Annotated in this window: 12 protein-coding genes; 5 read left to right on the top strand and 7 right to left on the bottom strand. The window is 64.3% G+C overall.

What is annotated here, in order from left to right; all coding sequences use genetic code 11:
* Positions 1-64 precede the first annotated feature (64 nt).
* Positions 65-853 (top strand): uracil-DNA glycosylase, encoded by a 789-nt coding sequence (locus tag QFZ94_RS20165; RefSeq protein ID WP_429459042.1) that lies wholly within the window; start codon positions 65-67, stop codon positions 851-853.
* A gap of 92 nt (positions 854-945) precedes the next feature.
* On the opposite strand, the gene QFZ94_RS20160 is transcribed toward QFZ94_RS20165, so the two are convergent.
* Both QFZ94_RS20160 and QFZ94_RS20155 read right to left on the bottom strand, forming a co-directional pair.
* A complete protein-coding gene (locus QFZ94_RS20160) occupies positions 946-2,538 on the bottom strand; it encodes an ABC-F family ATPase (protein ID WP_368587093.1) in 1,593 nt (530 codons plus the stop codon).
* Between the two features lie 93 nt (positions 2,539-2,631).
* On the bottom strand, positions 2,632-3,573 hold the full coding sequence (locus QFZ94_RS20155) for an NAD(P)-dependent oxidoreductase (protein WP_429459040.1): 942 nt from the start codon (positions 3,571-3,573) through the stop codon (positions 2,632-2,634).
* Between the two features lie 265 nt (positions 3,574-3,838).
* Here QFZ94_RS20155 and QFZ94_RS20150 point away from each other — a divergent pair, with 265 nt between their 5' ends.
* Positions 3,839-4,048, top strand: coding sequence for a dodecin (locus tag QFZ94_RS20150; protein WP_018435559.1), 210 nt, complete (start codon positions 3,839-3,841; stop codon positions 4,046-4,048).
* A gap of 112 nt (positions 4,049-4,160) precedes the next feature.
* Here QFZ94_RS20150 and QFZ94_RS20145 read toward each other — a convergent pair whose 3' ends face one another.
* The 4 genes from QFZ94_RS20145 to QFZ94_RS20130 all read right to left on the bottom strand — a co-directional run bounded on the left by QFZ94_RS20145 (position 4,161) and on the right by QFZ94_RS20130 (position 9,075).
* The gene (locus QFZ94_RS20145; protein ID WP_429459038.1) at positions 4,161-5,255 is read right to left on the bottom strand and encodes a BMP family ABC transporter substrate-binding protein; all 1,095 of its coding nucleotides are present in this window, start codon (positions 5,253-5,255) and stop codon (positions 4,161-4,163) included.
* Positions 5,256-5,318: 63 nt separating this feature from the next.
* Positions 5,319-6,248 (bottom strand): ABC transporter permease, encoded by a 930-nt coding sequence (locus tag QFZ94_RS20140; protein WP_176108325.1) that lies wholly within the window; start codon positions 6,246-6,248, stop codon positions 5,319-5,321.
* Between the two features lie 28 nt (positions 6,249-6,276).
* Positions 6,277-7,383: an ABC transporter permease gene (locus QFZ94_RS20135; protein WP_410847975.1), complete on the bottom strand. Its 1,107-nt coding sequence runs from the start codon at positions 7,381-7,383 to the stop codon at positions 6,277-6,279.
* A 93-nt stretch (positions 7,384-7,476) separates the two neighbouring features.
* Positions 7,477-9,075 (bottom strand): ABC transporter ATP-binding protein, encoded by a 1,599-nt coding sequence (locus QFZ94_RS20130; RefSeq protein WP_368587098.1) that lies wholly within the window; start codon positions 9,073-9,075, stop codon positions 7,477-7,479.
* A gap of 273 nt (positions 9,076-9,348) precedes the next feature.
* On the opposite strand from QFZ94_RS20130, the gene QFZ94_RS20125 reads away from it, so the two are divergent.
* Positions 9,349-10,281 (top strand): LysR substrate-binding domain-containing protein, encoded by a 933-nt coding sequence (locus tag QFZ94_RS20125; RefSeq protein WP_368587099.1) that lies wholly within the window; start codon positions 9,349-9,351, stop codon positions 10,279-10,281.
* An 88-nt stretch (positions 10,282-10,369) separates the two neighbouring features.
* Here the strand turns inward: QFZ94_RS20125 and QFZ94_RS20120 are convergent, their stop codons facing one another.
* Complete coding sequence (locus QFZ94_RS20120) at positions 10,370-11,719, bottom strand: 8-oxoguanine deaminase (RefSeq protein ID WP_429461864.1); 1,350 nt, start codon at positions 11,717-11,719, stop codon at positions 10,370-10,372.
* Positions 11,720-12,257: 538 nt separating this feature from the next.
* Here QFZ94_RS20120 and uraH point away from each other — a divergent pair.
* Positions 12,258-12,611, top strand: a complete 354-nt coding sequence (gene uraH, locus QFZ94_RS20115; RefSeq protein WP_368587101.1) for a hydroxyisourate hydrolase — start codon at positions 12,258-12,260, stop codon at positions 12,609-12,611.
* A 170-nt stretch (positions 12,612-12,781) separates the two neighbouring features.
* Entirely contained in the window at positions 12,782-13,975 is a 1,194-nt protein-coding gene (locus tag QFZ94_RS20110) for a urate hydroxylase PuuD (protein WP_429459034.1), read from the top strand.
* Positions 13,976-14,126: the final 151 nt, after the last annotated feature.

The raw sequence follows: 14,126 nt of genomic DNA, 5'->3' as shown, positions 1-14,126 counted from the left end.
TCCTCTAATCGCTGCGGATACGAATGCATTCAAACCCGAGAACGCTTCGGAAAACTTCGGCTCCGTGACCACCACCCGGGACTTCGTTCAGTGCCTCGCGCAATGGCGCCGAATGGCCCACGTGTTCAATCCATGGTCCGAGACCGATGAACGCGACCAGCCGGGCATCAACGCGCCACTGGTTCGCCAGCAACAGCTCGCCGCCTACCTGCAGGCCCGCCGGACGAGCGTCAAGGTGATCCTGATCGCTGAAGCGCTGAGCTGCCGCGGCGGGCGCTTTACCGGCATCGCGATGACCTCCGAGCGGATTCTGCTTGGCAACGATACGAAGCTCAACGGCGTCGCCACGAGAACAGACCGCGGCCCGCGGCCGGACTATTTGCCGGGTTCGGCAACCCGCACCAGTTGCCGCGATGCGTTGCCTCGAATGACGGACCGCGAATACGGTGTCTATGAGAGAACCGCCTCGATCGTCTGGCAGACGATGCTTTCCAATGGCTTCGGCCCAACCGAGTTTGCGCTATGGAATGCATTCCCGTTTCATCCGTTCGTTGACGAAGACACCGAGAGCAACCGCCGCCCAACGAATCCAGAGCTACATGCGACAGCCCAGATTCTGACCGACTTCATCAGCCTGTTCCCTCGAAACGTGCGGTTCGTCGCGCTTGGGCGGGAAGCGGAAAGTGCGCTGCTCAGCCATCCGATGCAGCCCCTGCACGAGCTCGTCAGGCACCCTACAGCTAGAGCGGCAAAGCCTGCAAATAGCGCGTCTCAAGCGAAGAATCGCATCATGGGTAAGCTGGATGAAGTCATTCGACGGCTCGCGCAGAGCGGGCATGAGTCCAGCGCCTGAGGCACCGGTTAGCCAGCAAAACAAAAAGGCCCATGCCGGCAAACTGCCGGCATGGGCCTTTGGGGGATCGCTGAAAACCAGCGACCCAGCGCTTATTGAACGCCCTGACTCGTCAGGAAGTCCTCGTAGTTGCCGCCGAAGTCGTTCAGGGTGCCGTCCGTGCGCACTTCGATGATCCGGTTCGCCAACCCGCTGACGAATTCCCGGTCGTGCGACACGAAAATCAGCGTGCCTTCAAACTTGTCCAGCGCGATCTGCAGCGACTCGATCGACTCCATGTCCATGTGGTTGGTCGGCTCGTCCATCAGCAGCACGTTATGGCGGCCGAGCATCAGCTTGCCCCAGATCATGCGGCCCTTCTCGCCACCGGACAGCACCTTGACCGACTTGCGGATGTCGTCCGCATTGAACAGCAGGCGGCCGAGCGTGCCGCGCACCATCTGCTCGTCGTCGCCTTCCTTGCGGTACTGGTCGATCCAGTCCATCAGCGTGACGTCGTTCGGAAACTCTTCGTAGGTATCCTGCGGCATGTAGCCGACGTTCGCGTTTTCCGCCCACTTCACGGTGCCGTGATCGAGCTGCAGATTGCCGAGCAGCGAGCGCAGCAGCGTGGTCTTACCCGCGCCGTTCTCGCCGATGATCGCGATACGCTCGCCCGGCTGCACGCTGATGCTGAAGTTATTGAAGATCGAGCGCTCGTACTTCTTCGAAATGTTCTCGGCGACCACCGCGATGTTGTGCAGCTTCTTCTCGAACTCGAAGCGGATGAACGGGTTCTGCCGCGACGACGGCTTGAATTCCTCGATCTTGATCTTGTCGATCATCTTCAGACGGCTGGTCGCCTGGCGCGCCTTCGACTTGTTCGCCGAGAAGCGGCGCACGAAGTCCTGCAGATCGGCCACGCGCTCCTTCGCCTTGGCGTTGGCGGCTTGCTGACGCTCGCGCGCCTGCGTGCTGGCAAGCATGTAGTCGTCGTAGTTGCCCGGATAGACCTTCAGCGTGCCGTAGTCCATGTCGGCCATGTGCGTGCAGACCTGGTTCAGGAAGTGCCGGTCGTGCGAGATGATGATCATCGTCGAGTTGTACTGGTTGAGAACATCTTCCAGCCAACGGATCGAGTTGATGTCGAGGTTGTTGGTCGGCTCATCGAGCAGCAGCACGTCCGGCTTCGAGAACAGCGCCTGCGCGAGCAGCACGCGCAGCTTCCAGCCCGGTGCGACGTTGCTCATCGGGCCGTTGTGGTCTTCGATCGCGATGCCGATGCCGAGCAGCAGTTCGCCCGCGCGCGCTTCGGCCGTGTAGCCGTCGTACTCGGCGAACTTCGCTTCGAGTTCGGCCGCGTGCATGTAGTCGTCGTCGGTCGCGTCGGGGTTCGCGTAGATCGCGTCGCGCTCGGTCATCGCGGCCCACATTTCTGTGTGGCCCATCATTACGACGTCGAGCACGCGCACGTCTTCGTATGCGAACTGGTCCTGACGCAGCTTACCGAGGCGCACGTTCGGCTCGAGCATCACGTTGCCCGAGCTCGGCTCGAGATCCGAACCGAGAATCTTCATGAAGGTGGATTTACCGCAGCCGTTCGCACCGATCAGGCCATAGCGGTTCCCTTCCCCGAATTTGACCGAAATGTTCTCGAAGAGGGGCTTCGGCCCGAATTGCATGGTGATATTGGCAGTAGACAGCACGGCGCGTCCCTTTGAATGTGATATCGGCGAAAAACCCAATATTTTAGCAGGTTTAGAGATTTCAACCCGACAGTTCGCCCGCCCCGGCTCGCGTTACCCGTTCGAGCCGTCGCGCGGCGTCTGCAGAATGTCGATGAAGGCCGAAAAATCCGCATCGGCGAGCCCCATCGCGGCACCGAGTCGCAGCAATTGCTGGACCGTCGACGCGACCGGCATCGGCGTGCCGGTCTCGTAGGCGGTCGCCGCGACCGTATCGACGTCCTTCTGGAACGTGCGCAACGCGCCGATCGGCGCGAGATCGCTTTGCGTCATCCGCGGCACGAAGGTCCGCAGCAGCACCGAATCGGCCCAGCCGCCGGCGAGCGCCTCGGGCAGCTTCGCGGCGTCGATGCCGCTGCGCTGCGCGAGGCTCACCGCCTCGGCGATCGCGGCAACGGTCGCGGTGACGATCGCCTGATTGCACAGCTTCGCGGTTTGCCCGGCGCCGACCGCGCCCATGTGCGTGACGCGGGCGGCATAGGTGTCGAGCAAGGGGCGCACCGCGGCGAGATCGCTCGCCTCACCGCCTGCCATGATCGCGAGCGTGCCCGCCGTGGCGCCGGCCACTCCGCCCGACACCGGCGCGTCGATCCAGCCGATCGACGCGCCATCCCGGGAAGCTCCGGTGCCCGCCGCGCCGCCCTGCCCGGCGAAATCCGCCACCCGTCGCGCCATTGCGCGCGTCGCGGCAGGCGGAATGCTCGAATGATCGACGATCCAGCGCACACGGCGCGGGGTCGAAGGATCGCCATCGAGCAGCCCCGCCGCGCCGAACACGGTCTGTTCGACCGCCGCCGCGTCCGCGACGCACAGCAGCACCGCGTCGCAGCGCGCGGCCAGCTCACGCGGCATATCGACGACGTGCGCGCCCTCGGCCTGCAATGCCTCGGCCTTCGCTCGCGTGCGATTCCACACATGCACGGTATGACCCGCGCGCAGCAGGTGCCGGATCATCGGCGCACCCATCAGACCGGGGCCGCAAAAACCAATTTCCACGTTCGAACCTCGTCGGCTATCAGATTGAATGGATTATGTTGCGTTCACATGATAACGACCATGCCATGCGCCGAAGTCGCGCAGCAGCGGGCACGCGACCTGCGGCATCGATGGTGCGGGCGCGACGTTCGATCCGCCGCGCAGGCGATGACGCTCGCGAGCACGCATATGTCCGACGGACTGCGCGAACCGTTGCCTATACTTTTTCCAAGCGCGTTTCCGAGCAGCGTTTTATCGACCAGCGGCGCACACCAAGGAGGAATTCATGTCAGAACACGTTTACAAGAAGATCGAACTGACCGGTTCGTCGAAGAAATCGATCGACGACGCGATCACCACCGCGATTGCCAAAGCGTCGGAAACGCTGCGCAATCTGCACTGGTTCGAGGTCACGGAAACGCGTGGCCAGATCGAGAACGGCAAGGTCGCGTATTGGCAGGTGACGCTGAAGGTCGGCCTGCGCATCGAGGACTGAGCGGCGACCGCACGACACGCACGCTTGCGCGCTGCCACGCGCAGGCCGCAAACAGAAAAGCTGCGTCCAGCCCACGCTGGACGCAGCTTTTTTCAACAGCGGACCGCCCGATTTACTTCGGCAGCGACCCGTCGACACCCTCGACGTACCAGTTCAGGCGCTGCAACTCCGGATCGGTCAAGGTCTTGCCTTCCGGCACCTTCACCGTGCCCGACTGATCCATGATCGGGCCCGTGAACACGTCGCGCTTGCCGCTCGCGAGTTCTTCGCGCCTGGCGGCGACCTGCTTCTGCCCATCGGCCGGAATCGCCGACGTGTTCAGGTTCTCGAGGTTGACGGCCTTTTGCGGAATACCCCACCACACCGGATCGTTCTTCCACTTGCCGTCGAGCACCTGCTGGATCACCGCGCTGTAGTACACGCCCCAGTGCGCGACCACGGAGCCGAGATGGGCATCAGGACCGAACTTCTTCATGTCCGAATCCCAGCCGAACGCGTGCACGTGCTTCTCCGAAGCTGTGGCGAGCGTCGCGCTCGAATCGGTGTTCTGCAGCAGCACGTCCGCGCCCTGGCCGATCAACGTTTCGGCGGCCTGCTTTTCCTTGCCCGGATCGAACCAGCTGTTGATCCAGATCACCTTCGTATGCACCTTCGGATTCACCGAGCGCGCACCCAGCGTAAACGCGTTGATGTTGCGCACCACTTCCGGAATCGGCACCGACGCGACGAAGCCGAGCGTGTTGCTCTTCGTCACGTAGCCCGCGGCGACGCCGGCCAGATACGCGCCCTGATACATGCGCACGTCGTAGGTGCCGAAGTTCGGCGCCTTCTTGTAGCCGGTCGCGTGCAGGAAGATGGTGTCCGGGAAGTCCTTCGCGACCTTCAGCTGAAAGTCCTGGAAGCCGAAGCTCGTGCCGAAGATGATCTTGTTGCCCTTGTTGGCGAGATCGCGGAACACGCGCTCCGAGTCGGCCGATTCCGGCACGTTCTCGACGCGCGTGACCTTGATCCGGTTACCGAACTTCGCTTCGGCTTCGCGCGAGCCCTGGTCGTGCGCGAAGGTCCAGCCGGCATCGCCCGGATTGCCGAGATAGACAAACGCAACGCCCGGCACGTCGGCGGCCTGCGCGGTTTGCGCGAGCGGCGCTGCAAGTGCGAGCGACGCCGCGCCCCACGCAAAAGCGGTCAGCAGATTTCTTCTCTTCATGTTTTTCCCCTGTCGTGATGAGCGAATAGTAGTGAGCGAATCGACAAAAAACCTGTGGCGCCGTCAGCCTGCCGAAAAAAACGGCTTGCCGAGCGACGCGGGCGCATTCAGGCGAATCGTGTTCGGATTGCGCGAGATCAGCGCCAGTACGACGATCGTCGCGACGTAGGGCAGCATCGCGAGGAACTGCGTCGGCACCGGCACGCCGATCGCCTGCGCGTAGAACTGCAGCCCCGTCACCGCGCCGAACAGCAGCGAGCCGATCAGCAGACGGCCCGGGCGCCACGTCGCGAACACCACGAGCGCGAGCGCGATCCAGCCGCGGCCCGACGTCAAATTTTCCTGCCACAGGTGCAGATTGACGATCGAATAGTAGCCGCCCGCGAGCCCCGCCATGCCGCCGCCGAACGCGACCGCGCCATAGCGCACACCGACCACCGGAAAGCCGACCGAGTGTGCGACCTGCGGCGATTCGCCGACCGAGCGCAGCACGAGCCCCGCGCGCGTGCGATACAGGAACCAGCCGATCGCCGCGAACATCAGGAACGCGAGGTAATCGAGCGGCGTGAGGGTAAACAGCGCGGGACCGAGCACCGGGATTTTCGACAGGCCGGGAATCGTCCACGTATCGATCGTCGCGCGCACCGCGGCCGACGTGTACGGCTTGCCGACATACGCGGACAGTCCGATGCCGAAGATCGTCAGCGACAGGCCGGTCGCAACCTGGTTGGCGAGCATCGTCAGCGTGAGGAACGCGAACAGCAGCGACATCGCGAGACCGGCGCCGATCGCGGCGAGCACGCCGAGCCACGGGCTGCCGGTGATCGACGTGACCGCGTAGCCGCTGACGGCGCCCATCAGCATCATCCCTTCCACGCCGAGGTTGAGCACGCCCGATTTTTCGGCGACGAGTTCGCCGGCGCCCGCGAACATCAGCGGGATCGACGCGGTGATCGCGCTCGACGTGAGCGCGCTGGCTTGCTGGATATCCATATCGAGTTCTAAAGGCTTATTGGCAAACTCAATGACTCACTGCCACGGCCGAGCGGCGCCGCACGCGGTAGTTCACGAACAGGTCGGCGCCCAGCAGGCAGAACAGCAGCAACCCCTGGAACACGCCCGACAGCGCTTGCGGCAATTGCATCGAGGTCTGCACCGCTTCGCCGCCGAGATACAGCAGCGCCATCAGCAGACTGGCGAGCACGATGCCGAGCGGATGCAAGCGGCCGACGAACACGACGATGATCGCGGTGAAGCCGTAGCCCGGCGACCACGTCGCCTGCAACTGGCCGATCGGACCGGCGATCTCGCCCATGCCGGCGAGGCCCGCGAGGCCGCCGCTAATCAGCAGCGAGGTCCAGATCGTCTTCTTGTCGGAGAAGCCCGCGTAGCGCGCGGCGAGCGGCGCGAGTCCGCCGACGTTCATCCGGTAGCCCGCGAAGCTCTTGCGCATGAACAGCCAGACGAGCGGAATCGCGATCAGCGTGAGGAACACGGACGCGTTCAGGCGCGTGCCGCGCAGAAATTTCCAGTGCCAGTCGCCATACAGCGTCGGAAACAGCGCGTCGCCGCTGAACATCTCCGACAGCGGAAAGTTCATGCCCTGCGGATCGCGCCACGGGCCGCTCACCAGGTAGATCAGCAGTTGGGTCGCGACGTACGTGAGCATCAGGCTCACGAGAATCTCGTTGGTGTTGAAGCGGCTCTTCAGGAACGCCGGAATCGCAGCCCAAGCCATGCCGCCAAGGATGCCCGCGAGCATCATCGTCGGCAGGATCCACCAGCCGCTCGCCTGATCGAAATAGATCGCGACGCCGCTCGCCGCGATGCCGCCGAGCAGCATCTGCCCTTCGGCGCCGATGTTCCACACGTTCGCGCGATAACCGATCGCGAGCCCAAGGCCGATCAGGCACAACGGCGACGCCTTCAGCAATAGCTCCGACCAGCCGTTGATGCTCGACAGCGGCTCGATGAAGAACGCGTGCATCGCCTGCAACGGGTCGCGGCCGACGAGGCCGAAAATCAGGAAGCCGATCGCGAGCGTCAGCACTGCGGCGATCAGCGGCACGGCGAGTTGCATCGTGCGCGAGGGCGTGGTGCGGGCTTCGAGTCGATAAGGAAGCGTCATGGGTAGCGTGAAATTGTTCGGGTTCTGTTCTTCAGGGTCCGCGTTCGCGTGCGTGCTTAGCTTTTTGGTGTGGCCGGCAGACCGCGCCTCGCGTCATGCATGCGCCGGCTGGTCCGCCGCGGGCGCCGCGCCCTCGCGGTCGCCGAACAGCCCGGCCATCCAGCGGCCGATTTCCTCGGCGTTGGTCGCGCCGGTCGCGCGCACCGGCGAAAGCCGCCCGCCCGCGAGCACCGCGATGCGGTCGCAGATATCGAACAGCTCTTCCAGTTCCTCCGAGATCACCAGAATCGCGACGCCGCGCGCCGACAGATCGAGCAACTGCTGACGGATGAATGCAGACGCGCCGACATCGACGCCCCACGTCGGCTGCGCGACCACCAGCACCTTCGGCGCCTGCAAAATCTCGCGGCCCATGATGTATTTCTGCAGATTGCCGCCCGACAGGCTTTGCGCGAGCGCGTCGGGGCCGCCGCAGCGCACGTCGAATGCGTCGATGCAGCGCTTCGCGAACGCGCGCATCGCGCCCGCCCGGATCCAGCCCGACTTGACCATGCTCTGCCGATGCGCGGTAAGGAGCGCGTTGTCGGCCAGGCTCATCGCCGGCACCGCGCCGCGGCCGAGCCGCTCCTCGGGCACGAAGCCAAAGCCGAGCGCGCGCCGCCGGCCCGCGCCGAGGCGCGCGGCCGGCTTGCCGCAGATCGTGATCGCGTCGGCCGGCAGGCTGCGTTTTTCAGCGCGCTTTTCTCCGGACAACGCCGCGAGCAGTTCCGCCTGGCCGTTGCCTGACACACCGGCAATGCCGAAGATCTCGCCCGCATGCACGCTGAACGACACGTCGCGCAACGAGGTACCGAACGGATCGTCGCTCGCGACCGACAACTGCCTGACGTCGAGCAGCACCGCGCCCGGCTTGTGCTCGCGCCGCGTGTAGTCGGGCAGCGAGTGGCCGACCATCAACTGCGCGAGCGACGCATGCGTCTCGTTCTTCGGCGTCACATTGCCGGTGACGCGACCGCCGCGCATTACGGTAGCGGTGTCGCACAACTCCTGGATTTCGTCGAGCTTATGGCTGATGTAGAGAATGCTGCAGCCTTCGGCCGCGAGCCGGCGCAGCGTCGTGAACAGCTTGCGGACCGCCTGCGGCGTCAACACCGAGGTCGGTTCGTCCATGATCAGCAGACGCGGATTCTGCAGCAGGCAGCGCACGATTTCGACGCGCTGACGTTCGCCGACGGTGAGGCTGTGCACGTGCCGTTGCGGATCGATGTCGAGCCCGTAGTCGGCCGACACCTCGCGAATGCGTTTCGCAAGGGACTTCAGATCGAACGGTTCGTCGAGCGCGAGCGCGATGTTTTCGCCAACCGTCAACGTCTCGAACAGCGAGAAGTGCTGGAACACCATGCCGACGCCGAGCTTGCGCGCGGCCGCCGGGCTCGCGATGTCGACCGTCTCGCCTTCCCAGCGGATCTCGCCGGCATCGGGCCGGACCGCGCCGTAGATGATCTTCATCAGCGTGCTCTTGCCCGCGCCGTTCTCGCCGAGCACCGCGTGGATCTCGCCGGGCGCAACGACGAGCGTGACATCGTCGTTGGCGCGCACGGCCGGGTACTGCTTCGTGATCCCTGTCAGCGCGAGCCGGGGCACCGCCTGGCTGGTGAGTTGTGCGCCGTCGCTAAGTGGAGTGTCGCTCATGAGATTCCGTAGTGCGTTCGAGACGCCGCATGCTGCCTGAATACCGCCGGCTTGACGTCGAAAAACGTCCACCGTGCCGACGGGCGATCCGTCACCACAACCGAATGACGATACCTAATTCGCCCCACTCAGTCGAGTTGCCAAAATTCCCGCAAACCCGCGCCGCTACAAGCTCTGCGGGTATGTCACCCTTGACGACGTTTTTCGTCCATATTAAAACGCATATACCCCCACGTCCGTTCGATCAGCCAGCACATATATTTCGGAGAATCCATGAGCCAGCAACGCGAGGCGATCGACACGTACCTGCTGCGCGTGTTGCACACGCTTCTGATGGAGCGCAGCGTCACGCGCGCCGCCGTCAAACTGAACCAGTCCCAACCCGCGATCAGCGCGGCGCTGCGCCGTCTGCGCGACATCACCGGCGACCCGCTGCTGGTGCGCGGCAAATCCGGCATGGTGCCGACCGAGTACGGCCTGCGCCTGCTCGAACCGGTGCAGAACGCGCTGCGCGAAATCGAGCGCATCAAGTTCCAGCAGCACAACTTCGATCCGGCCACGTCGATCCGCTGCTACCGGATCGGCTGTCCCGACTACCTCAATGTGCTATTCGTGCCGACCGTCGTCGAACGTTTTCGCCAGGCTGCGCCGAACGCGACGCTCGAATTCCATTCGCTCGGCCCGGCGTTCGACTACGAACTCGCGCTCGAAGACGGCAAGCTCGACATCGTGGTCGGCAACTGGCCGGAGCCGCCCGAGCAGCTGCATCTGTCGAACCTGTTCGTCGATCAGATCGTCTGCCTGATGAGCAACACGCATCCGTTCGCCAAACGTGGCGGGCTCACACTCGACCAGTACCTGAACGCGCCGCATCTCGCGCCGACGCCGTACTCGGTCGGCCAGCGCGGCGCGATCGACGTGCATCTCGCGCGCGAGCGGCTCAAGCGCCATGTGGTCGTCACGCTGCCCTACTTCAATCTCGCGCCGTACGTGCTGATCAAATCCGATCTGATCTTCACGACGACGCGCCTCTTTGCCGACTACTACGCGAAGTTCCTGCCGCTGACCGTGGTGTCCGCGCCGCTCGACTTTCCGCCGATGCAGTACTACCAGCTGTGGCACGAGCGCGTGCACTACTCCGACGAAGTGCGCTGGCTGCGCGGTCTGGTTGGCGAGGCGACCCGGACTTTGATCGACAAGCCCTGAGCCCGCATGCGGCGCCGCTCGGATATCAACGATTCGCGGCACCCGCGCATCAGGGCGTGAGCGCCGCCCCTTCCGCTCAAGCTCAAGCTCAAGCCGCCGCCTCATAGAGCTGCCGCGCGAGCGCGTTATGCCGCTCGATCACCGGCTCGAGTTCGAGCGTCGCCAACCGCCCCTCCTTCACCACCACCTTGCCGTCGATCACGCTATAGCTGACCTGCGACGGCGCGCAGAATACCAGAGCCGCCACCGGATCGTGCAATGCGCCGGCAAAGTGCGGCGAGCGCAGATCGAACGCGACGAAATCCGCGGCCATGCCGGGCGCGAGCGCGCCGATGTCGTCGCGATTGAGCACGCGCGCGCCGCCCACCGTCGCGATTTCGAGCGCCTCGCGCGCGGTCATCGCATCGGGCCCGAAACCGACGCGCTGCAGCAGTAGCGCCTGGCGCACTTCGGCGACCATCTGCGCACCGTCGTTCGACGCCGAGCCGTCGACACCGAGCCCAACCGGCACGCCCGCGAGCCGCATGCGCTTGACCGGCGCGATGCCCGACGCGAGCCGCATGTTCGAGCACGGACAGTGCGCGACGCCGGTGCCGGTGCGCGCGAACAGCGCGATCCCGGCGTCGTCGAGTTGCACGCAGTGCGCATGCCATACGTCGCGGCCGATCCAGCCGAGATCGTGTGCGTACTCGGCCGGCGTCATGCCGAACTTCTCGCGGCTGTACTCGACGTCGTTGACGTTCTCCGCCAGATGCGTGTGCAGCGACACGCCGTACTGGCGCGCAAGCACCGCCGATTCGCGCATCAGGTCCTGGCTCACCGAAAACGGCGAGCACGGCGCCACGACGACGCGCAGCATCGCGTAGCGGCCGTCGTCGTGATACGTCTCGATCAGGCGCTGCGTGTCCTTCAGGATGTCCGCTTCGCGCTCGACCACCGAATCCGGCGGCAAGCCGCCGTCTTTGCGCCCCACGCTCATGCTGCCGCGCGCCGCATGAAAGCGCATGCCGATGCGGCGCGCCGCGGCGATGCTGTCGTCGAGGCGGCTGCCGTTCGGATAGATATACAGATGGTCGCTCGAGGTCGTGCAGCCCGACAGCAGCAGCTCGGCCATCGCGGTCAGCGTCGATACTTCGATCATGTCGGGCGTGAGGTTCGCCCACACCTTGTACAGATTCGTCAGCCAGCCGAACAGCTCGGCGTTCTGCGCGGCGGGAATCGCGCGCGTGAGGCTCTGGTACATGTGGTGATGCGTATTGACGAGGCCCGGGATCACCAGATGGCCGCGCAGGTCGAGTACCTGATCGGCCGTTTGCGGCAGTTGCGCGGTTGGTCCGACCGCGACGATCCGGTTTTCCTGGATGTACAGCCCGGCGTCGCGCAATTCCCGCCGCTCGCCATCCATCGTGACCAGCACGTCCGCGTGCTTCACGAGCATCGTTTTGCCGGGTTGTTTCACTGCTTCATTCATCGTCATTCGTCTGTCCGCCTGATTGCCTGCATGCAAAGCCGTTCGAACGCGATGCGGCGGCACGCCACCGCGCCGCCGCGTTCGCTTGAACGCCGTTGGCCCGGTTACCCGGCGTGAATCGCTGTCTTCGGGGTTTGCCGTGCCAAATTCCTGCCTTTGCACGGGTGTGTCGCACAGCGCTTACCTTCGGTAGCCAAAATCCCGCTGGCAACTCGTGCGGCTGCGATACCCAACTTCACACCGCCAATATAGTGGTGCATTTTTGGCGCCGGTACGATCGGCCGATGAGCCGGCGCGGCTTTCGACTGGCTGCCCATCATGCGCGAACTATTATCTTTCCTATCGCTCGCGCGCTGAACGGGGCATCCTTTTTACAATGGCTGCCACGGCGCTCGCTTCAACTCGCCGACGGGTATGTAGCCACTGACGTGGAGCCTCGATCCGCCGCAAACGTACTGGATCGGGCCGCCGCCGACACCTCGCATTCACACAAGGACAATTGCGAATGGGCAAGCTCACTACCCACGTGCTCGACACCGCGAACGGCCGTCCCGGCGCAGGCATCAAGGTCGAACTCTTCGCGCTCGCCGGAGACACGCGCCGCGCACTCAAAACCACGGTGACCAATCACGACGGCCGCTGCGACGAGCCGCTGCTCGAAGGCGACGCGCTCGTCGCGGGCGAGTACGAACTCGTGTTCGGCGCGGGCGACTACTTCGCGTCGCTCGGCACCAGCTTGCCGGAGCCGCGCTTCGTCGATCGCGTCGTGCTGCGCTTCGGCGTCGCCGATGCCAACTCGCACTATCACGTGCCGCTGCTGGTGTCGCCGTTTTCCTACAGCACGTATCGGGGCAGCTAGCCCTGCCGGATGCGAGCCGCATCCGCTTCGGCACGAACAGACACAAATACGCATAAGCGCCCCGCGATACCCATAACAAGCCGCGCTGCGTCTTCTATCCGCAGTCGGCGCGATGACCGGCGACGTCGAACGTCATCGCGCGCACAACGAATCAGAAGTGGAGGAGTTTCATGGAAGGCTTTATCACCGACTGGTTGAACCTCGCGATTCGCTGGTTCCACGTCATCGCCGCCATCGCATGGATCGGCGAATCGTTCTATTTCGTCGCGCTCGACAACAGTCTGAAACCGCCGACCGATCCGAACCAGCGCCGTCGCGGCGTGTTCGGCGAGTTGTGGCACGTGCACGGCGGCGGCTTCTACAACATGCAGAAGTACACGGTCGCGCCGCCGGAAATGCCCGAAGACCTGCACTGGTCCAAATGGCCGTCGTACACGACGTGGCTGTCGGGCTTCGGTCTCTTTACCGTGCTGTATCTGTTCTCGCCGAGCACCTACCTGATCGACAAGAACGTGCTCGACATGGGACCGGTGGTCGCGGTCGCCTCGGCGATCGGTTTCCTCGCGGCCGGCTGGATCGTCTACGACTCGCTGTGCCGCATTCTCGGCACGCGCGACAAACTGCTCGGCATCTGCGTCGGCGTTTATGTGCTGATCGCGGCGTATCTCGCGTGTCATATCTTCGCGGGCCGCGCGGCGTATCTGATCATGGGCGCAATGCTCGCGACGATCATGTCGGCCAACGTGTTCTTCGTGATCATTCCGGGCCAGCGCAAGATGGTCGACGCGATGCTCAAGGGCGACACGCCGAACCCGATCTACGGCAAGCGCGGCAAGCAGCGCTCGGTGCACAACACCTACTTCACGCTGCCGGTCGTGTTCGCGATGCTGTCGAACCACTACGCGATGACCTACACGCATCCGTACAACTGGGCGGTGCTCGTCGTCATCATGCTGGCCGGCGCGCTGATCCGTCAGTTCTTCGTGATGCGCCATCGCGGCCAGGTGTTGTGGTACCTGCCGCTCGTCGGCGTCGCGCTGATGTGCACGGCGCTCGTGTGGACCATGCCGCGTCCGGTGGTGCCGCAGGCGCAGGCCGCCAACGCGCCGATGCTGAAGGTCGCCGACATCGCGCCGGTGCTGCAGCAGCGCTGCGTGGCCTGCCACTCCGCGCATCCGACGATGATGGGCAGCGCGCCCGCCGGCGTGCTGATGGATACCCCCGACGAGATCTCGCAGAACGCGCAGCGCATTTACCAGCAGGCGGTCACGTTGAAGGCGATGCCGCTCGGCAACGTCACGCACATGACCGACGACGAGCGGATGAAGATCGCCGCGTGGTTCGAAGGCGGCGCGGCGAAGTAAGAAGGTCTGTCAGGATCACGGATCATCCGGTGCCGAGGTGGAGGCTGGAGGGTGAAGCGGGCTTGTCGCGACAGCGGCAAGCCCGTTGTCGTTTGGACGGGGTGCCGGGTGCAGTCAGTGGCATCGATACATCGAAAAATTTGTTGCCGTT

It is taken from the genome of Paraburkholderia sp. JPY465, assembly GCF_050436725.1.
Taxonomy (GTDB): domain Bacteria; phylum Pseudomonadota; class Gammaproteobacteria; order Burkholderiales; family Burkholderiaceae; genus Paraburkholderia; species Paraburkholderia youngii.
The sequence above is the reverse complement of the archived record's forward strand: the minus strand, read 5'-3'. Positions and strand labels throughout refer to the sequence as shown.

Coding starts and splice junctions, on each gene's coding strand:
- QFZ94_RS20125 (WP_368587099.1), top strand. CDS start 9,349: ATGAGCCAGCAACGCGAGGCGATCGACACGTACCTGCTGCGCGTGTTG.
- QFZ94_RS20130 (WP_368587098.1), bottom strand. CDS start 9,075: ATGAGCGACACTCCACTTAGCGACGGCGCACAACTCACCAGCCAGGCG.
- uraH (WP_368587101.1), top strand. CDS start 12,258: ATGGGCAAGCTCACTACCCACGTGCTCGACACCGCGAACGGCCGTCCC.
- QFZ94_RS20140 (WP_176108325.1), bottom strand. CDS start 6,248: ATGGATATCCAGCAAGCCAGCGCGCTCACGTCGAGCGCGATCACCGCG.
- QFZ94_RS20150 (WP_018435559.1), top strand. CDS start 3,839: ATGTCAGAACACGTTTACAAGAAGATCGAACTGACCGGTTCGTCGAAG.
- QFZ94_RS20145 (WP_429459038.1), bottom strand. CDS start 5,255: ATGAAGAGAAGAAATCTGCTGACCGCTTTTGCGTGGGGCGCGGCGTCG.
- QFZ94_RS20120 (WP_429461864.1), bottom strand. CDS start 11,719: ATGCTCGTGAAGCACGCGGACGTGCTGGTCACGATGGATGGCGAGCGG.
- QFZ94_RS20135 (WP_410847975.1), bottom strand. CDS start 7,383: ATGACGCTTCCTTATCGACTCGAAGCCCGCACCACGCCCTCGCGCACG.
- QFZ94_RS20110 (WP_429459034.1), top strand. CDS start 12,782: ATGGAAGGCTTTATCACCGACTGGTTGAACCTCGCGATTCGCTGGTTC.